This window comes from Arthrobacter sp. BB-1 (assembly GCF_006151685.1).
Taxonomy (GTDB): domain Bacteria; phylum Actinomycetota; class Actinomycetes; order Actinomycetales; family Micrococcaceae; genus Arthrobacter.
The window spans coordinates 256,465-273,664 of the sequence record NZ_VDEV01000002.1; the positions used below are offsets into that span (position 1 = coordinate 256,465).

At 65.9% G+C, this 17,200-nt stretch carries 19 protein-coding genes; 11 read left to right on the forward strand and 8 right to left on the reverse strand.

Annotated elements, in window-relative coordinates; all coding sequences use genetic code 11:
* Positions 1-38 precede the first annotated feature (38 nt).
* From lysS to FHJ30_RS01565, 3 genes are all read left to right on the forward strand, one after another.
* A complete protein-coding gene (gene lysS, locus FHJ30_RS01555) occupies positions 39-1,571 on the forward strand; it encodes a lysine--tRNA ligase (protein ID WP_139027507.1) in 1,533 nt (510 codons plus the stop codon).
* Positions 1,572-1,573: 2 nt separating this feature from the next.
* A complete protein-coding gene (locus tag FHJ30_RS01560; RefSeq protein WP_139027508.1) occupies positions 1,574-1,753 on the forward strand; it encodes a hypothetical protein in 180 nt (59 codons plus the stop codon).
* A gap of 133 nt (positions 1,754-1,886) precedes the next feature.
* Positions 1,887-2,216 (forward strand): Lsr2 family protein, encoded by a 330-nt coding sequence (locus tag FHJ30_RS01565; RefSeq protein WP_139027509.1) that lies wholly within the window; start codon positions 1,887-1,889, stop codon positions 2,214-2,216.
* Positions 2,217-2,235: 19 nt separating this feature from the next.
* Here FHJ30_RS01565 and FHJ30_RS01570 read toward each other — a convergent pair whose 3' ends face one another.
* Positions 2,236-2,850: a hypothetical protein gene (locus FHJ30_RS01570; RefSeq protein ID WP_139027510.1), complete on the reverse strand. Its 615-nt coding sequence runs from the start codon at positions 2,848-2,850 to the stop codon at positions 2,236-2,238.
* A gap of 130 nt (positions 2,851-2,980) precedes the next feature.
* Between FHJ30_RS01570 and FHJ30_RS01575 the strand changes: the two genes are divergently transcribed.
* The 7 genes from FHJ30_RS01575 to FHJ30_RS21245 all read left to right on the forward strand — a co-directional run bounded on the left by FHJ30_RS01575 (position 2,981) and on the right by FHJ30_RS21245 (position 12,000).
* Positions 2,981-5,473: an ATP-dependent Clp protease ATP-binding subunit gene (locus tag FHJ30_RS01575; RefSeq protein ID WP_139027511.1), complete on the forward strand. Its 2,493-nt coding sequence runs from the start codon at positions 2,981-2,983 to the stop codon at positions 5,471-5,473.
* A gap of 426 nt (positions 5,474-5,899) precedes the next feature.
* Positions 5,900-8,023, forward strand: coding sequence for a prolyl oligopeptidase family serine peptidase (locus FHJ30_RS01580; RefSeq protein WP_139027512.1), 2,124 nt, complete (start codon positions 5,900-5,902; stop codon positions 8,021-8,023).
* A gap of 536 nt (positions 8,024-8,559) precedes the next feature.
* Positions 8,560-9,069, forward strand: a complete 510-nt coding sequence (locus FHJ30_RS01585) for an amino-acid N-acetyltransferase (RefSeq protein ID WP_139027513.1) — start codon at positions 8,560-8,562, stop codon at positions 9,067-9,069.
* A 285-nt stretch (positions 9,070-9,354) separates the two neighbouring features.
* Entirely contained in the window at positions 9,355-10,356 is a 1,002-nt protein-coding gene (gene dhaK, locus FHJ30_RS01590; RefSeq protein ID WP_139027514.1) for a dihydroxyacetone kinase subunit DhaK, read from the forward strand.
* A 2-nt stretch (positions 10,357-10,358) separates the two neighbouring features.
* Entirely contained in the window at positions 10,359-10,991 is a 633-nt protein-coding gene (gene dhaL, locus FHJ30_RS01595; RefSeq protein ID WP_139027596.1) for a dihydroxyacetone kinase subunit DhaL, read from the forward strand.
* Complete coding sequence (gene dhaM, locus FHJ30_RS01600) at positions 10,988-11,677, forward strand: dihydroxyacetone kinase phosphoryl donor subunit DhaM (RefSeq protein WP_139027515.1); 690 nt, start codon at positions 10,988-10,990, stop codon at positions 11,675-11,677. Before dhaL ends, dhaM begins: the two co-directional genes overlap by 4 nt.
* A gap of 146 nt (positions 11,678-11,823) precedes the next feature.
* Positions 11,824-12,000: a hypothetical protein gene (locus tag FHJ30_RS21245; RefSeq protein WP_171058878.1), complete on the forward strand. Its 177-nt coding sequence runs from the start codon at positions 11,824-11,826 to the stop codon at positions 11,998-12,000.
* Positions 12,001-12,047: 47 nt separating this feature from the next.
* Here FHJ30_RS21245 and FHJ30_RS01605 read toward each other — a convergent pair whose 3' ends face one another.
* The 3 genes from FHJ30_RS01605 to FHJ30_RS01615 form a co-directional block, all read right to left on the reverse strand.
* Complete coding sequence (locus FHJ30_RS01605; RefSeq protein ID WP_139027516.1) at positions 12,048-12,530, reverse strand: hypothetical protein; 483 nt, start codon at positions 12,528-12,530, stop codon at positions 12,048-12,050.
* Between the two features lie 114 nt (positions 12,531-12,644).
* Positions 12,645-13,076 (reverse strand): DUF3592 domain-containing protein, encoded by a 432-nt coding sequence (locus FHJ30_RS01610; RefSeq protein ID WP_139027517.1) that lies wholly within the window; start codon positions 13,074-13,076, stop codon positions 12,645-12,647.
* A gap of 53 nt (positions 13,077-13,129) precedes the next feature.
* Positions 13,130-14,047 (reverse strand): A/G-specific adenine glycosylase, encoded by a 918-nt coding sequence (locus tag FHJ30_RS01615; RefSeq protein WP_139027597.1) that lies wholly within the window; start codon positions 14,045-14,047, stop codon positions 13,130-13,132.
* Between the two features lie 192 nt (positions 14,048-14,239).
* Between FHJ30_RS01615 and FHJ30_RS01620 the strand changes: the two genes are divergently transcribed.
* A complete protein-coding gene (locus tag FHJ30_RS01620) occupies positions 14,240-14,929 on the forward strand; it encodes a hypothetical protein (RefSeq protein WP_139027518.1) in 690 nt (229 codons plus the stop codon).
* Positions 14,930-14,995: 66 nt separating this feature from the next.
* On the opposite strand, the gene disA is transcribed toward FHJ30_RS01620, so the two are convergent.
* The 4 genes from disA to FHJ30_RS01635 all read right to left on the reverse strand — a co-directional run bounded on the left by disA (position 14,996) and on the right by FHJ30_RS01635 (position 17,167).
* Complete coding sequence (gene disA, locus FHJ30_RS01625) at positions 14,996-16,072, reverse strand: DNA integrity scanning diadenylate cyclase DisA (protein ID WP_139027519.1); 1,077 nt, start codon at positions 16,070-16,072, stop codon at positions 14,996-14,998.
* Positions 16,073-16,494: 422 nt separating this feature from the next.
* Positions 16,495-16,686, reverse strand: coding sequence for a MarR family transcriptional regulator (locus tag FHJ30_RS01630; protein ID WP_139027520.1), 192 nt, complete (start codon positions 16,684-16,686; stop codon positions 16,495-16,497).
* Between the two features lie 40 nt (positions 16,687-16,726).
* Entirely contained in the window at positions 16,727-16,867 is a 141-nt protein-coding gene (locus FHJ30_RS21250) for a hypothetical protein (RefSeq protein WP_171058879.1), read from the reverse strand.
* 87 nt (positions 16,868-16,954) lie between these two features.
* Complete coding sequence (locus tag FHJ30_RS01635) at positions 16,955-17,167, reverse strand: hypothetical protein (protein ID WP_139027521.1); 213 nt, start codon at positions 17,165-17,167, stop codon at positions 16,955-16,957.
* Positions 17,168-17,200 lie beyond the last annotated feature (33 nt).

A 17,200-nucleotide genomic window follows, 5' to 3' on the forward strand; every position in this document is an offset into this window, starting at 1 on the left:
GAAGCCCGGCTGCCCAACTCCCGGTAAACTTGGAAATTGTGACTTCCCAAAACACCCCCGCGCCCAAGAACGCCCCAGAGCCCCTCGACGCCAGCGAGCAGATGCGGATCCGCATGGAGAAGCGCGCCAAACTGATCGAGCGCGGCACCGAGGCGTACCCGGTGGGCGTGGAACGGACGCACTCCCTCGCCGAAATCCGCGAGAAGTACGCCCACCTTGAGGCGGACGACACCACGGGGGACACCGTGGGCGTCACCGGCCGCGTGGTGTTCGTCCGCAACACCGGCAAGCTGTGCTTCGCCACCCTCCAGGAAGGCGGCACCGACGGCAAGGGAACCCGGCTCCAGGCCATGCTCAGCCTCGCGAATGTAGGCGAGGAAGCGCTCGCGGACTGGAAAGCTCTGGTTGACCTGGGCGACCACGTTTTCATCAAGGGCGAGGTCATCTCCTCCCGCCGCGGCGAGCTGTCAGTCATGGCAGAGTCCTGGTCCATGGCCTCCAAGGCGCTACGTCCCCTGCCGGTGCTGCACGCGGAACTGAATGAGGAGACCCGGGTGCGCCAGCGCTACGTGGACCTCATGGTCCGCGATGAAGCCCGCGAAATGGTCTACACCCGCGCGGCCATTACCCGCTCCATCCGCGAAACCCTCTTCCGCCACAGCTACGTGGAGGTGGAGACCCCCATCCTGAACCTGGTCCACGGCGGCGCCCTGGCCCGCCCGTTCGAGACCCACATGAACGCCTTCGACCAGAAGATGACCCTGCGCATCGCCACCGAGCTGTACCTCAAGCGTGCCGTTGTGGGCGGCATCGACCGCGTGTACGACATGGGCCGCGTGTTCCGCAACGAGGGCGTGGACTCCACCCACAGCCCCGAGTTCACAACGCTTGAGTGCTACGAGGCGTGGGCTGACCAGTTTGTGATGGCCGAGCGCATCAAGGAGATCATCCTCGACGCCGCCGACGCCGTGGGTGCCGGACGCACCATCCAGACGGAAGCGGGGGAGATCAACCTCGACGGCGAGTGGGCATGGCTCGCTGTCTACCCCGGGCTTTCCGACGCCGTCGGCCAGGAAGTCACCCCGGACACCCCGCTGGAGGTGCTCCGCGAAATCGCCGAAAAGCACGAGGTCAAGGTGGACCCGAAGTGGGACGCCGAGAAGCTGGCTGTTGAGCTCTTCGGCGAGATTGTGGAGCCCACGCTGCTCAACCCCACCTTCGTCTACGACTACCCGCCGTCCGCGCAGCCCCTGGCCCGCCCGCACCGCGAGGACGGCCGCCTGATCGAAGCCTGGGACCTCATCATCGGCGGTATGGAGCGCGGCACCGCCTTCTCCGAACTGATCGACCCGGTGATCCAGCGCGAACGCCTGACCGAGCAGTCACGGCATGCCGCCGCCGGCGACGACGAGGCCATGCAGCTGGACGAGGACTTCCTGCGCGCCCTTGAATACGGTGCTCCTCCGATGGGCGGCATCGGCCTGGGGATCGACCGCCTGGTGATGCTCTTCACGGGCGCCGGCATCCGCGAAACCATCCTCTTCCCGCTGCTCAAGCCGGAAGGACACTGACCATGGAATACGTGGCTGTCCTTCTTCCCTCGGTGGTGGTGGGCCTGCTTTTCTGGTTCGCCATGAAATCGATTTTCAATGCGGACAAAGCCGAGCGGCAGGCGGAAGCCCAAGCCCAGGCCGAAGCCGAAGCTAAAGCGGCTTCCCCCGTTGACCGGCCGGACCCTGAATCGAATAGATAAACCCTTGGCTTTTCCCCCCAATATCCCCCGGAACCATTTGGCGCTTTGACGCGTTGCCATAAAGAGAGTCATACTTTTAGGGAAACATCCTGCTTTTCTGCACACCGAACCCTTTCCAAAAGGAAGTCTTTTAATGGCACAGAAAGTAAACATCATCCTCGTTGATGATCTGGATGGGGGATCCGCAGACGAGAATGTGAAGTTTGGCCTTGACGGAACGAACTACGAGATTGATCTTTCGGCGGCAAACGCCGCTGAGCTTCGGTCTTCGCTGGAACGTTTTGTTGCAGCCGCACGGAAAACTTCCGGTGGCCGCCCGGTCCGGGCCAAAGCGGCATCGGGGGGACGCAGCCACGACTCTGCAGCGATTAGGCAATGGGCCCGCGAAAACGGCTACACGGTCAACAGCCGCGGCCGAATTCAGGCCGAAATCCAGGAAGCCTACCAAAAGGCAAATTCCTAGTTCCGGCGCCTAACGGTTATTAGGTCCTGCTTCCCATGCCGGGAGGCAGGGCCTTTTTCCTGCGCAGGAAACTTGCCGCGGCAAGCTGCTCGGCGACATAGAACACAAACGGCGGGATGTCCCCGGTTTTTGCCAGGACCGTCCCGGCCCCCAGCGCCGCCAGGCCGACGGCGGCCGCTTCCTTTTCCCTGTCCGGCAGGCTCGCCAGGGCGCCGGACAGTGAGCCGACGGCCAGCACATGCAGCCACGCATAGCTGAGGAACGGCCACCCCGGGAGCCGGCGCGCCGCAAAGCGCTCCGGGTCGGAGGCACGCAAGGCCAGCTGGGAAACAAACAAGGGCGCCCCCGCGGCAAGGGCGACGGCGGCTGTGCCCACCAGCGTCCTGGCCCGGCCGGCCGGGAGTGCCAGGGCAAGGCGTGCGAACGCGGCAGGCATGGCCGCGGTGCCCGCCGCGGCGACGTGCTGCCCCGCGACCCAGGAGCGCCGTCCCTTGAGCAGCATCGCGAGGCGTCGGGCGGGATCCGGCTCAAGATAGACGCCGGACACCGGACTGATGCCTGCAAGCCACACAACCCCGGCCGCCACGGCAACTTCCGCCGGACGCCGCACGCGTTTCGGATCCACCTGGAACATGTCCTTGCCTCCCTAGACCCCTTTCAAGGTTATTCCCAAACTGCCCCGGTTTCCCCTGTGGCGAACACGCTCCACAACCAGGGGCCAGCCACGTAGCATCAAAGTACGTCGTAGCTAGGAGTGTGGCGAAATGTTTGAGCGATTTACGGACCGTGCCCGTCGCGTAGTTGTGCTTGCCCAAGAAGAGGCACGCATGCTGAACCACAATTACATCGGTACCGAACACATCCTCTTGGGTCTGATCCATGAGGGTGAGGGTGTTGCCGCCAAAGCTCTTGAGTCCTTGAGCATTTCGCTCGACGGCGTTCGCGAGCAGGTGCAGGAGATTATCGGACAGGGCCAGCAGGCGCCGTCCGGCCACATCCCCTTCACGCCCCGTGCCAAGAAGGTGCTGGAGCTCTCGCTGCGCGAAGCCCTCCAGCTGGGCCACAACTACATCGGCACGGAGCACATCCTGCTGGGCCTCATCCGTGAGGGTGAGGGTGTTGCCGCCCAGGTGCTGGTCAAGCTCGGCGCCGACCTGAACCGGGTCCGCCAGCAGGTCATCCAGCTCCTGTCGGGCTACCAGGGCAAGGAGACCACCGGCGCTGGCGTCGGCTCCGGGCAGCCCGAGGGCACCCCCGCCGGGTCCGTGGTCCTGGACCAGTTCGGCCGCAACCTGACCCAGGCTGCGCGCGAGAACAAACTGGACCCCGTCATCGGGCGCGAGCAGGAGATGGAACGCGTCATGCAGGTCCTCTCCCGCCGTACCAAGAACAACCCCGTCCTGATCGGTGAGCCGGGTGTCGGCAAGACCGCCGTCGTCGAGGGCCTTGCCCAGGCGATTGTCCGCGGCGACGTCCCGGAGACCATCAAGGACAAGCAGCTCTACACCCTGGACCTCGGGTCCCTGGTGGCCGGCTCGCGTTACCGCGGTGACTTCGAAGAGCGCCTGAAGAAGGTCCTCAAGGAGATCCGCACCCGCGGCGACATCATCCTCTTCATTGACGAAATCCACACCCTCGTGGGTGCGGGTGCCGCTGAAGGAGCCATCGATGCTGCCTCGATCCTGAAGCCCATGCTGGCCCGCGGCGAGCTGCAGACCATCGGTGCAACCACGCTGGATGAGTACCGCAAGCACATCGAAAAGGACGCCGCGCTGGAGCGCCGCTTCCAGCCGATCCAGGTCAAGGAACCCTCCGTGGCGCACGCCATCGAGATCCTCAAGGGCCTGCGTGACCGCTACGAGGCACACCACCGCGTCACCATTACCGACGGTGCCCTGGCCTCTGCCGCCAGCCTCGCCGAGCGCTACATCTCGGACCGTTTCCTCCCGGACAAGGCGATCGACCTGATCGACGAAGCCGGTGCCCGGCTGCGCATCCGCCGCATGACCGCTCCGCCGGAGCTGAAGGCCATGGACGAGCGCATCGCCAAGCTGAAGATGGAAAAGGAGTCCGCGATCGACGCGCAGGACTTCGAAGGTGCTGCTGCGCTCCGCGACAAGGAGCAGAAGATGATTTCCGAGCGCTCGGAGAAGGAGCGCCACTGGAAGTCCGGCGGCATGGACGACATCTCCGAGGTTGATGAGGATCTCATCGCCGAGGTGCTGGCGAACTCCACCGGCATCCCCGTGTTCAAGCTGACCGAGGAAGAGTCCTCGCGCCTGCTGAAGATGGAAGACGAACTGCACAAGCGCGTGGTGGGGCAGAACGAGGCCATCAAGGCACTCTCCCAGGCCATCCGCCGTACCCGTGCAGGGCTCAAGGACCCCAAGCGTCCCGGCGGCTCGTTCATCTTCGCCGGCCCCACCGGCGTCGGCAAGACCGAACTCGCCAAGGCACTCGCGGAGTTCCTGTTCGGTGAAGAGGACGCCCTCATCACGCTGGACATGTCCGAGTACTCCGAGAAGCACACCGTTTCCCGGCTCTTCGGTGCCCCTCCGGGCTACGTCGGCTACGAGGAAGGCGGCCAGCTGACCGAGAAGGTCCGGCGTCGTCCGTTCTCCGTGGTGCTGTTCGACGAAGTGGAAAAGGCCCACGCGGACCTCTTCAATTCGCTGCTGCAGATCCTGGAAGACGGCCGCCTGACCGACTCCCAGGGCCGCGTGGTGGACTTCAAGAACACCGTGATCATCATGACCACCAACCTGGGTACCCGGGACATCTCCAAGAGCGTCGCCACCGGCTTCCAGTCCGGCACAGACACGCAGACCGGCTACAACCGCATGCGTGCCCGTGTCACGGAGGAGCTCAAGCAGCACTTCCGCCCGGAGTTCCTGAACCGTGTGGATGACGTTGTGGTGTTCCCGCAGCTCACCCAGGACGAGATCATCGAGATCGTGGACCTGTTCGTCACGCGGCTGGAGAAGCGCCTCAAGGACAAGGACATGGGCATCGAGCTCACCAAGGCCGCCAAGGTGCTCCTCGCAACCCGCGGCTACGATCCCGCCATGGGTGCCCGGCCGCTGCGCCGCACCATCCAGCGCGAGATCGAGGACCAGCTCTCCGAGAAGATCCTGTTCGGCGAGATCCACCCCGGCGACATCGTCGTTGTGGACGTGGAAGGCGACGGCGACGACGCGAAGTTCACCTTCGCCGGTAATGCCAAGCCCCGCATCCCGGAAATCGCCCCGAGCGTCTAGTTTCCACAGCCAAAGCCCCGCCACTCCACAAGGAGCGGCGGGGCTTTCGCTTTGCCCTCCGTCCCATCAAAGGGTTGGCGTCCGGCGGTGTCCGGGGCTGGGTCGCTGCAGCTGGGTCCGGTGCCGGGCATCAGAGATTTCCCGGCGCCTGCTCCTTCGTCACTTTGACGGCGCCTACATAAATCCCTGATGCCCGGCACCTCGTGCGCGGCGGCACTTAGCGCAGGCGCCGGGGTCATTTGTGTAGCTTGCGTCAAAGCGACGAAGGAGCAGCAAGCGGCAAATGGCGCCGGTGGCGGCGCAACCCAGCCAGACGCCGCTCAGGGGAGCATCGTTAAGGGTGGCCGGGTGCGGTCGAGGGGAGCTTGGTGGATGTCGCCGTCGCTTATTTTGTGATGTGGGACACGGTCCGGTTGAATCGGGGGCATGGCTAACTTGGAACCGGCGATCCCGGATGAGCAACCTTTGACCCCTTTTCATGACCTGGACCATTACCTGTCCATTCCGCGGGTAAGCGGACTGGCCCTGAGCCCGGACGGCACCCGCCTGGTCACTACCGTGGCAACCCTCAACGGCAAGGGCACTGAATTCGGCACGGCCCTGTGGGAGTTGGATCCCGCGGGGCAAAAGCACGCCCGGCGGATCACCCGCAGCGCCAAGGGTGAGGCCGGGGCTGCATTCGCTGCCAACGGGGACGTCTACTTCACGTCCGCGCGGCCGGACCCGGACAGCCCCGAGGAGGAGCCCGTCAAGGCGCTCTGGCTGCTGCCGGCGGACGGCGGCGAAGCCCGCGTGGTGTTGAACCGCCCCGGCGGAGTGGGCGCCGTGCTGACGGCCAGGAATGCGGATGCCGCCTTCGTTACGGCGGAGGTGCTGGCCGGTTCCGCCGACGAAGAGGAGGACGCCGAGCGCCGCAAGTCGCGGAAGGACCGCAAGGTCTCGGCCATCCTGCACAGCGAATATCCGGTACGGTACTGGGACGCGGACCTGGGGCCGGGCCAGCCGCGGATCTTCGCCGTCGAGCCCGGTAAGGAACAGGACGGCGGCAAGCCGGCGACGGTAGATGCCACGGCGCCGCTGGTCCTCCGAAACCTCACGCCGGACGCCGGACCCAGGCTGCGGGAGGCGGAAACCGTGGTCAGCCCCGACGGCAAGACCATCTACACGAGCTACACCAAGCCGCTGGCCAAGGCTGACAGCCGTTCCATCCTGGTGGCTGTGGACGTGGCCTCCGGCAGCATGAAGGTGCTTCTGGACGAGGAAGGCACGAGCTACTTCCCGGGTCCCGTCAGCCCCGACGGCACCACGCTGGCAGTGGTCAGCGAAACCGACACCACGCCGCAGGAGGCCCCGCAGGTCAAGCTCCATCTGCTGGACGTAGCAGGGCAAGGCGGAGATGCCCCTGGCGGGCTGGTGCCGCTGGCCCACGGCTGGGACCGGTGGCCCAAGCCCGCTGCCTGGCTTCCGGACGGGTCCGCCCTCCTGGTCACCGCGGACGACGACGGCGCGTCGCCGGTTTTCCGGATCAGCGTCCCCGCCGCCGCGGCTGAAGTAAGTGTCACCCGGGTGACCCAGGACGCTGCGGCATACTCCGACGTCGTGGTTTCACCGGACGGACGCACCGCCTACGCCCTGCGGAGCTCCTATGAATTCCCGCCGGAAGCAGTCCGCCTGGACCTGCGGACGGGCGAAGCCACGCGGCTGCCCGCCCCCGCGGAGCGGCCGATCCGTCCCGGCAGGCTGGAACGCATCGCTGCTACGGCGGCGGACGGCTCCCGCGTCCCGGCCTACCTGGCCCTGCCGGAGGGCGCGTCGGCAGAGTCTCCGGCACCCATGCTCCTGTGGATCCACGGCGGGCCGCTCGGGTCCTGGAACGCCTGGACCTGGCGGTGGAACCCGTGGTTGATGACTGCCAAGGGCTACGCGGTCCTCCTTCCAGACCCCGCACTCTCCACCGGGTACGGCCAGGCCCACATCCAGCGTGGGTGGGGAGCCTGGGGCAAAGCACCATTCGCGGACCTGATGGCGGTCACGGACGCAGCAGTGGAGCGGCCCGACATCGACGCCGGCAGAACCGCCGCCATGGGAGGTTCCTTCGGCGGCTACATGGCCAACTGGGTGGCAGGTCAAACTGACCGGTTCAGGGCGATCGTGACGCACGCCAGCCTGTGGGCCCTGGACCAGTTCGGCCCCACCACGGATGCCTCCCAGTACTGGCTGAAGGAAATGACCAAAGAAATGGCGCTGGACAACTCGCCCCACCTGCACGTCGAAAACATCGGCACGCCCATGCTGGTGGTCCACGGAGACAAGGACTATCGGGTACCCATTGGCGAGGGGCTGCGGCTTTGGTACGAGCTGCTGTCGAAGTCAAAGCTTGCCGCGGACCAGGACGGGCAGACGCCCCACCGGTTCCTGTATTTCCCGGACGAGAACCACTGGGTGCTCCAGCCGCAGCATGCAAAAGTCTGGTACCAGGTTGTGGAATCATTCCTGGCCAAGAATGTCCTTGGGCAGGACGTGCCACTTCCTGCCGAGCTCGGGCTGTAGCTCTTCGGGGCAGGTTTAGGGAAGCCCCTTTTTGGCATTGTCCCGCCCGTCAGGGAAAGCAGCGGGCGGGACAATGCAAAGGCCTTTATGCGCCGTCCCGGCGTGGGCTGGAAAGAAAAGCGGTCCGGCCAAAGAAAGCCGGCTGCAATAGAGCCAAGTAGCCCCAAATTCATCGACGCCGGTGCAGGGAGGCGGAATACGGGACCAGCCAGGCGGGGGACGAATAAGTGCGTCGGCATTGTCGCGGAAAGAATTGGCGGCCGGGTTGGCGGGTTTCCTGCCGTACTCCCGTAAAAACGTCCCACCCGGAATGCCACAAAGGACGGCCAGCCATCATGTGCGGAGTCCCGCAATTCGATGGGGAAGCAAACCCGGAGGCACTCCCGGCTACGTGGCTAACGCCCTTTGCGCTTGACTGGGAGGCATTTCTTCCCGCCCGGACAAAGGCCGGGACTGCTGCCCGGCGGTCTGCAAGGAAATGCCTGCGGAAGAAGGCACGGTGGGGCGCCGTGGGTTGTGCGAACTAGGATTGCCCTGTGACTGAGTCTTTCCATATTCGTCCGGCCCGCACCGGTGACGTCCCCGCCATCAAGAAACTGGTGGCGCCGCTGGCGGAGCAGCGGATCCTTATGGCCAAGGAGACGGTGGCCTACTACGAAAGCCTGCAGGAGTTCCGGATCGCTGAATCCAGCGACGGCGAAGTCATTGGCTGCGGGGCGCTGCACGTCATGTGGGAAGACCTTGCCGAAGTCCGCACGCTTGCTGCTTCCCAGGACTGGCGCGGTAAAGGAGTGGGGCACGTGCTGGTGGAGAGCCTCCTGGATGAAGCCCGGGCCCTTGGCGTCTCCCGTGTTTTCTGCCTGACGTTCGAGGTGGACTTCTTCAAGCGCCACGGGTTCGACGTCATGGCCGACCAGTCAGCGGTTGATCCGGTGGTGTATTCCGAACTCCTCCGCTCGCACGACGAGGGTGTTGCCGAGTTCCTTGACCTCGCCCGGGTCAAGCCCAACACCCTGGGCAACACCCGCATGATCAAAGTGCTGTAAACCGCGTTTCTCCGCACAACCTGTTCAGGGGTGCCATCCTGCCCGCCGTCGGCGCGAAACACCTGCTGCTTCGGCCTGACCTGCGAAGACTTGTTTTATTCGATTTGATGGATAAACTGGCTAAGGCCGGGATGGGGGGCCCACAGGAAAGGGACAGTCATTGGGGGCTGTCCCTTTGCTGCGTCCGCTCAAGGCCATTGCCAGCAGGGAGTCCCTACCGCGGTCCCGGCGCCGGTAGTAGGGTCAAAGTGACATTCTCCAGGAACCAGAACCAGGAGCGCCGCCATGAAAAAACTCATTAATGATCCCCGTGCCGTAGTCGATGAATCCGTCCAGGGCTTTGGCCTTGCCCACGCTGACTTGGTTAACGTCAGCCCGGATCCCACGTTCATCACGCGCAAGGACGCGCCCGTGAACGGCAAGGTGGGGCTGGTCTCCGGAGGCGGCAGCGGGCACGAACCGCTGCACGCCGGCTTCGTGGGGCGGGGAATGCTCGACGCCGCCGTGCCGGGGGCGGTATTCACCTCACCGACGCCGGACCAGATCCTTCCGGCGACGCTCGCGGTCAACTCAGGCGCCGGCGTCGTGCATATCGTGAAGAACTACACCGGCGACGTCCTGAACTTCGAAACCGCTGCCGAACTCGCCGAAGCCGAAGGCGTCAGCGTCCGCACGGTCCTGGTGAACGACGACGTCGCCGTCGAGGACTCGCTGTACACAGCCGGGCGCCGCGGCGTAGGCGGCACCGTGCTGGTGGAGAAGATCGCCGGTGCCGCCGCCGAGAGGGGCGATGACCTGGAAGCTGTGGCCGCCGTTGGCGAACGGGTCAACGCGAACGTCCGCACCATGGGTGTGGCACTGTCCGCCTGCACCGTCCCGCACGCGGGCTCGCCCAGCTTCGACCTGGCCGAGGACGAGATTGAAATCGGCATCGGCATCCATGGCGAGCCCGGGCGCCACCGCATGCCCATGGAGAACGCCGACGGCATTACCGACAGGCTGCTGGAACCAGTACTGGCGGATCTCGGAATTACGTCGGGGGACAAGGTCCTGCTGTTCGTCAACGGCATGGGCGGCACGCCGCTCAGCGAGCTGTACATCGTCTACCGGCGCGCCGCGCAGGTCCTGTCCGAGCGCGGCGCCACCGTGGAGCGTTCGCTGGTGGGCAACTACATCACCTCCCTGGAAATGCAGGGCTGCTCCATCTCGGTACTGCGGCTGGACGACGACCTCACGGAACTGTGGGACGCGCCGGTGCACACGGCGGCACTGCGTTGGGGCGTGTAGCAGTGGTGCTGGATGTCACCTGGGCGGTGAAGTGGCTGACCCTGTCCGCCCAGGCAATGGCTGAACACCGGGTGGAGCTGATCGAGCTGGACCGTGCCATTGGGGATTCGGACCACGGGGAGAACATGGACCGGGGCTTCCAGGCCGTCCTGGCTAAGTTGGCGGAAGCGCCGCCGGAGACGCCCGGGGCTGCCTTCAAACTGACAGCCATGACACTGATGTCCAAGGTCGGCGGAGCCGCCGGCCCGCTCTACGGCACGGCCTTCCTCCGGGCGGCCGCCTCCGTGGGGGACTCCGCTGAGATCGATCCGGCGGCCTGGGCAGGCGCCCTGGCCGCGGCGCGGGACGGCATTGTGGCCCGTGGGAAGGCTGAGTCCGGGGACAAGACAATGGTTGATGCGTGGACTCCGGCGGTGGAAGCAGCGCAGAAGGCTGCGTTGAACGGCGGTTCGGATGTCCTGACGGTTCTGGTCGCGGCGGCCGAGGCCGCCGAAGCCGGAGCCGTCGCCACCGATCCCATGGTGGCGCGCAAAGGCCGCGCGAGTTACCTGGGGGAGCGCAGCGCGGGGCACCGGGACCCCGGAGCCGCCTCCTCGGCGCTGATTCTCCGCGCCGCCGTGGGGGCAGCTGCGTGACGGTCAGCCTCGTGGTGGTGTCCCACAGCGGGAAGATTGCCGACGGCGCTGCCGAACTTGCCGCCCAGATGGCGCCTGACGTGGTGGTCCTGACTGCCGGCGGCACCACTGACGGCAGGATCGGCACCAGCCTGGAAAAAGTCCTGGCCGCACTGGACAAAGCGGGCAGCGGAGGCACTGTGATCCTTACCGACTTGGGATCGGCGGTGATGACGGCCGAGTCCGCGCTGGAGTTCGCCGAGAACGCCGAAGACATGGTGCTGGCCGATGCACCGCTGGTGGAGGGACTCGTGGCAGCAGCCGTGGCGGCCCAGGGCGGCGCGGACGTGCAGGCGGTCAAGCGGGCCGCTGAAGCTGCGGGCGGCGGGATCCACCAGGAGGACTCGCCCCGCAAGACTATTGAGGAAGGACGCGTCACCGGAGCGGGCCCGGACTTCACCGGGGACTTTGAACTGGTCAACCTGGCGGGGATGCACGCCCGCCCGGCGGCGAAGATCGCCGGGGGCCTCTCCGCGCTGGACGCCGAGGTAACGGTGAACGGGGTGGACGGCGCGTCAATGACGGGGCTGATGACGCTTGCCGCGGGGAAGGGTTCCGTGCTGCATGTGGAAGCCTGGGGCGCCGACGCGGAACGCGCCGTGAACTACGTTGGCGGGCTGGTGCAGGCAGGGTTCGGGGAACCCTGAGGCTGCCTGGGAGCTGATTGTTCGGCCGGTCTAAATCAGCGCCAGCCCGCATCAAGCGGCCCCTCCACATCCAGTGCTGGTCCAAATCAACGTCCGGCGGTGTGTTCCAGGCAGCCATGGCCGCTCCTGCGAATATGCTCGATGCCATGGAATTGCCCCAGCCCGAAGACAGCCCCGCGGAGATCGAAGTACTGGACGGGCAGACGTCCTTCGAGGAGCTGCTGGCAGACCTGGGGTTTGAGTGGCGGCACGGCACGCCGGCGCAGGAGTCCGCCCCCGCAACTGCTGACGGCAACCCCTTCGGCCAGCCGGCACTGTTCTGAGCATCCCCATCCCAAGGGCCTGGTTCCCAAGGCAGGCAGCCCGGGAGTCAGTCGCGCTGGTGCAGCCCTTCGGCGTCCAGCACCAGTGACGCGGTAATGAACCGGCCGCACTGCTCCCCGAACGGATAGTCACCCCGCGGGCGGAAATCCAGCATCCGCACCGGCAGGGCAGTCCCGTCCGCGGCCGTCCCGGCAGCGGTCACAGCCATCGGTGATTCGGTCAGGGTTTGCAGGAACAATGTGGCAAGTTTCGTTCCGTCGGGGGAAGCCGTGGCGGAGCAGACGCCGTTGGTGCAGCCCTGGTCGATCGACGCACTTCCCGGCCGGAGCTCCACGTCTTCTTCCGTACAGGCGCCGTCCTGGCAGGCTTTCAGGTGAAGGGCCGCAACCTGCTGGGCGTAGCTTGCCGGCACCGTTACCGAGACGGCAGTTGCCTGGGCGATGGCAGGGCACGGGGCGGCGCCCGGGCCGCAGGCCGTGGTGAGTCCCGCCGTCGTCATCAATGCCAAAAGCAGCCCCTGCCTGCGCATACCTTCAGCGTATGGCGCCGGGGCTGCGGTGCCGGGCCTCCCGGGCAACTGGTGCCCGCATTGTTATTGGCCCCGGGGCAGTGACTGCCAAAAGGAGACCAGGGCGCATCGGTTTCAGTCCACGGGAAAAATGCTGATGAACCATAAGGAGGCCGCCGCGAAAACGGCGAAGAACGGTACGAGGCATCCCAGCGCTGTCCGGGGTGAGGAGGAAACCTGGCGCGACTCGTTGGGGTTGGCTGGGTTGTAGGCCACCTCAATGCGCGAGCCGGGCACCGGCTGGCCGGCAAAGGAAATTTCCGATTCGCCGGCGAACAACGTGCCGTGCGGATCCGTGAACTGGTACGTGGGATAGTAGCGCCGGCTGCGGCTGGAACCGCCTCCGCCCTTCGTCCAGCCCGCTACGCTGCCGGTGATGGTTGCCTGTACCTTGGGCCAGGCGGCAACCAGCTGCTCCTCGCGCCTGGTCTTGCGCACGGCATGGACAACGGCAAAGACGGCTGCCGTGACGAACAGCGCCCACACGAAGTACAGAATCAGTTTCACGTTTCCCCCGGTTCCCCTGCTTTGCCCGGCCCAGCCACCGGAACGTGGTGTGCCTAGGCAGGAAGCCGAAAGCCGCCGTCGTGGATCTCCGCCAAGCCGTCGGCGAGCAGCCCCGCCAGCGCCCGCTCCAGTTGCTCCGGGGCGGAATTAAGCCTGTGCAGTGCCGCGAGAGGGACGCCCATCCCCGCCGGCGCGAAACCCAGGTCCGCGGGCTCCCGATAAAACATCTCCGGCGGCACCGGAGCCTCGGCCAGCCGCAGCACAGCCACCACGGCGCCCCGGACCTGGCGGTCCGTCCCGTGCCACGCCTGGCCCTTGGGGACATACGACGGCGGCGGCTCGCCTGCTGCCCGCCAGGCACAAAGGTCGTTGACGGGGCAGGCGGCGCACTTGGGCGCCCGTGCCGTGCACACGAGTGCGCCCAGTTCCATGACCGCCGCGTTCCACCGGACTGAAGAATGGTCCGCGGCGGGCAGGAGTGAAGCTGCCAGCCGCATCTCTGCCGCAGTGAGTGCAGGGGCCGGGAGGGCTGTGCCGGTGACCAGCCGGGCGTGAACGCGCCGGATGTTGGTGTCCACCACGGTTTCCCGCCGGCCGTACGCAAAGGCCGCCACAGCGGCAGCGGTGTAGCTGCCGACCCCGGGAAGGGCCAGCAGTTCCGGGTACGTGTCCGGGACCTTGCCGTTATGGTCCTGGGCTATTGCCACTGCCGCCGCATGCAGCCGGAGCGCGCGGCGCGGATACCCCAGCCGGCCCCAGGAGCGGACGGCCTCCCCGGCAGGTTCGCCGGCAAGTCCTGCCGGGGAGGGCCAGCGCTTCAGCCACTCGTGCCAGACCGGCAGCACCCTCACCACGGGTGTCTGCTGCAGCATGATCTCGCTGACCAGGATGCCCCAGGGGGAGCACCCCGGCTCGCGCCAGGGCAGGTCACGGGCGGTTTCGGCGAACCAGGCGTTGATGCGTTCGTGCAGCGTGTTGAGTTCTACGGCACTTCCGGCGGGGCCGGCAGGAAGCGCGGAAAAGGCGGCAGTGGAGGATGCAGTGTCGATGCCAACACTGTAATGGATGCGTCGTGGCTGGCTGAAAACCGGATGTGACCAGATCGTTGGCGGCGCGGCGGCGTGGTGGTTAGCAGATGTGGGGCAGTTCCCTAGCCTAGAAGTATGGGCAGGCAAGGCAATTCATCACCACGCGGCGGGGCACCGGCATCCGGTTCCAGCGCCGTCCGCAAGCCAAGCGCGGCAGTCTACCGCCGCCGTCGGCTGTTTGTAGGCGGGGCGCTCCTGTTGGTCATAGCGCTGGTGGCCGCCTTCGCCGTTGCCGGTGCGTTCAGCGGCAAGTCGGAGCAGGTTTCCTCCGCCGACCCCGCGGCCGGAGCCACGGCGCCCGCCGATCCTGCCCCCGGGGCACCGTCCGCCTCCGCCACCGAACCTGCGGCGACGCCCACGCCGTCGGCCACTCCAACCTGCAACCAGAACCTGGTAACGGTTTCAGCCTCCACGGACAAGGCAGCCTACGGGCCGGAGGAGAACCCGATGCTCACGCTCAAGGTGACCAACGGCGGCACCATGCCGTGCGAGGTCAACATCGGCACGTCCCAGATGGAGTTCCTGGTGACCAGCGGCGCGGACCGGATTTTCTCCTCCCGTGACTGCCAGGCAAAGAGCGAGGACCTGCTGAAGGTGATTGCGCCCGGTGCCAGCGAGACCGCCAATTTCCCCTGGTCCCGCAATCGGAGCGTGGAGGGCTGCCAGCCTGTCGAAGCCAAGCCGGGCGGGGGCGGGGCGTACTACATTTTCACCGCGAAGCTTGGTTCCAAGGCCAGCCCCAAGGCCGTTTTCCAGCTGAATTAGCATCGATTGCTCCATAGATGCCGTTGTCAGCCTCCAAAAGGACGTCTGCGGAGCACTCGATGGAGGCTAGAGGAAGCGGTCCAGCAGGCTTGCTTCCGCCATCCGGCTGAGGCCTTCACGGACAGTGCGGGCGCGCTGGTCACCGATGCCGTCCACGGTCATCAGGTCATCGATGGTGGCGGCCATCAGGAACTGGAGCCCGCCGAAGTGGTCAACTAGGCGGTCCGCGACAGCCCGGGGAACCGCCTTCAGCCCTGACAGCAGGCGGTAGCCGCGCGGCTGCACAACGGCGTCGAGGTTGGCTTCGCCGCCCGCAAACCCCACGATTCCGGAAATCTTTCCGAGGTCGATCAGCTCCGTGGGGCCAAGGTTGACCAAGGCGCTGACGGCCTTCTCGATGTCCTCCGGAGTGGCATCCGGAGAACCATAGTCGCGGATGATGACGTCGCTGCCGGGGCCCCTGCCCACCGTGAGTTCGTCGAGCTGCAGGGAGAGCAGCCGGCCGTCCTCGCCGAGCTCCAGGACGTACTGGGCAATTTCCTCGGAGATGCGCCGGACCATTTCCTGCCGCTGCAGCGTGACAGCCACGTCCCGCACGGTGACCATGGCTTCGATTTCCAGGGCCGAGAGGGAGCTGGTGACCTGGTCCAGGCGCGAGCGGTAGCGCTCCAGGGTGGCCAGGGCCTGGTTGGCGCGTGCCAGCACCTTCTCCGAGCCCTCCAGGACGTGGCGCAGGCCGTTGACGTAGAGGGCGATGATCTGCATGGACTGGCTGACGGAGATGACCGGCACGCCGGTCTGGATGGCAACGCGTTCGGCTGTGCGGTGCCGCGTGCCGGACTCCTGGGTCTCGATGCTGGAGTCCGGGACCAGCTGGACGGCTGCGCGGAGGATGTTGCCGGCGTCCTTGTCGCAGATAATGGCGCCGTCCATCTTGGCGAGTTCGCGGAGCCGCGTGGGGGAGAAGTCAATGCCGATGTCGAAGCCGCCGGAGCAGATGGAGTCGATGGTCCGGTCTGAGCCCAAGACGATCAGTGCACCTGTCCGTCCCCGCAGGATCCGCTCGAGGCCGTCGCGAAGGGGAGTGCCGGGTGCCACCCTGCCAAGAGTTGCCCTGAGTGATTCTTCGGGGCTCCGCGCCATAGGTGTTCCCTTCAAAGGTGCAGGCGGCCGCCCGCAAGAATGCCGGCTTCAGCAGGTTGCCGGCAGGACCAGAAAGTGCTCTGTTTCCCGCAAGCTCAATGATAGGGGTAAGGAACACCATCTTCCGCACGGGTAAGCCCCAAAGTGCCCCGTTAGGGGGTGCGCGCAGGGGCTCAGGAACGCGTCCGACGACGGGTGGCTGGGTGGGCATTTTTGCCGTCCCCGTGCTGCGACGCTCTCTCACTTAATGTGGCCTTTTGCCGGACGCTCCCGCACTTCCGGCGCGGCACAGCGGGACGCGGCGGGTGGTGGCAGGGGAGGAAGGTCCCGGTAGGGGGAAGGGCTTCGGAAAGCGTTCGACGGCGGTGGCCGGGTGGGCATAGGGGTGCGCCTGCCCTTGGGCGGCACGGAGTATGGCCGGTTTACTGCCGGTGCTCCTGGATCCAGGGATTGATGGTTTCCGCCAGCCAGCCCGGGGACTGTCCGAGCTGGAAATCGGGGTTGGGAAGCTTTCCGCGGTTCTTCCAAACCCGGATAAGGCTGACGTCCTGGCCGATTGCTTCAGCTATCTCCATGTAGCCAAGGAGCGGGACTGTTGGTTTTTCTTCCTGCATGAGTCAATTCCATCCCGCCCTTGGGTGCCAGGCATAGTCCCTAGGCGATGCCGGTGGACTGTGAATAGGACATGGTGGGGGCGGACTCATCGTCTGCCTCAACCCATGCCCGGAAGTCCGAGTACGACATGAACGAGTAGTAGTCGCAGAACTTCAGCACGAGCTTTTCGCGCTTGCTCACGTTCTTTGTGCTCCTCCTTTCTGCTTTTCCTGTTGTTAAAGTGTAATGCCGCATTACAGTACGGTGCAATAGGGTGTAACGCCGGAGTCAGCGCATCCGGTCCCGCAGCATCCTCTCCAAGTCCTTGCTGACCTTCGAAAGAGACGCCGCCCTGAGGGCTTTCTGCTCGGCCGGAGTCTGCGTTCCCCGGCGCGGTTCCACTGCGTTCCCGCGTGAATCGGGGTCCTGCATCCGGGCGGGTGCCAGGCCGGTGGCCAGGGGATCGAAGAACAGGTTGCCAGAAAAGGAAACGCCCTGCACTGCCGCTCAGATCCGATCCGTGCGGCGCAGGTG

Coding starts and splice junctions, on each gene's coding strand:
- FHJ30_RS21245 (WP_171058878.1), top strand. CDS start 11,824: ATGGAATTGCCCCAGCCCGAAGACAGCCCCGCGGAGATCGAAGTACTG.
- dhaK (WP_139027514.1), top strand. CDS start 9,355: ATGAAAAAACTCATTAATGATCCCCGTGCCGTAGTCGATGAATCCGTC.
- disA (WP_139027519.1), bottom strand. CDS start 16,072: ATGGCGCGGAGCCCCGAAGAATCACTCAGGGCAACTCTTGGCAGGGTG.
- FHJ30_RS01630 (WP_139027520.1), bottom strand. CDS start 16,686: ATGCAGGAAGAAAAACCAACAGTCCCGCTCCTTGGCTACATGGAGATA.
- FHJ30_RS01580 (WP_139027512.1), top strand. CDS start 5,900: ATGGCTAACTTGGAACCGGCGATCCCGGATGAGCAACCTTTGACCCCT.
- FHJ30_RS01565 (WP_139027509.1), top strand. CDS start 1,887: ATGGCACAGAAAGTAAACATCATCCTCGTTGATGATCTGGATGGGGGA.
- FHJ30_RS01605 (WP_139027516.1), bottom strand. CDS start 12,530: ATGCGCAGGCAGGGGCTGCTTTTGGCATTGATGACGACGGCGGGACTC.
- FHJ30_RS01620 (WP_139027518.1), top strand. CDS start 14,240: ATGGGCAGGCAAGGCAATTCATCACCACGCGGCGGGGCACCGGCATCC.
- FHJ30_RS01570 (WP_139027510.1), bottom strand. CDS start 2,850: ATGTTCCAGGTGGATCCGAAACGCGTGCGGCGTCCGGCGGAAGTTGCC.
- FHJ30_RS01560 (WP_139027508.1), top strand. CDS start 1,574: ATGGAATACGTGGCTGTCCTTCTTCCCTCGGTGGTGGTGGGCCTGCTT.
- FHJ30_RS01575 (WP_139027511.1), top strand. CDS start 2,981: ATGTTTGAGCGATTTACGGACCGTGCCCGTCGCGTAGTTGTGCTTGCC.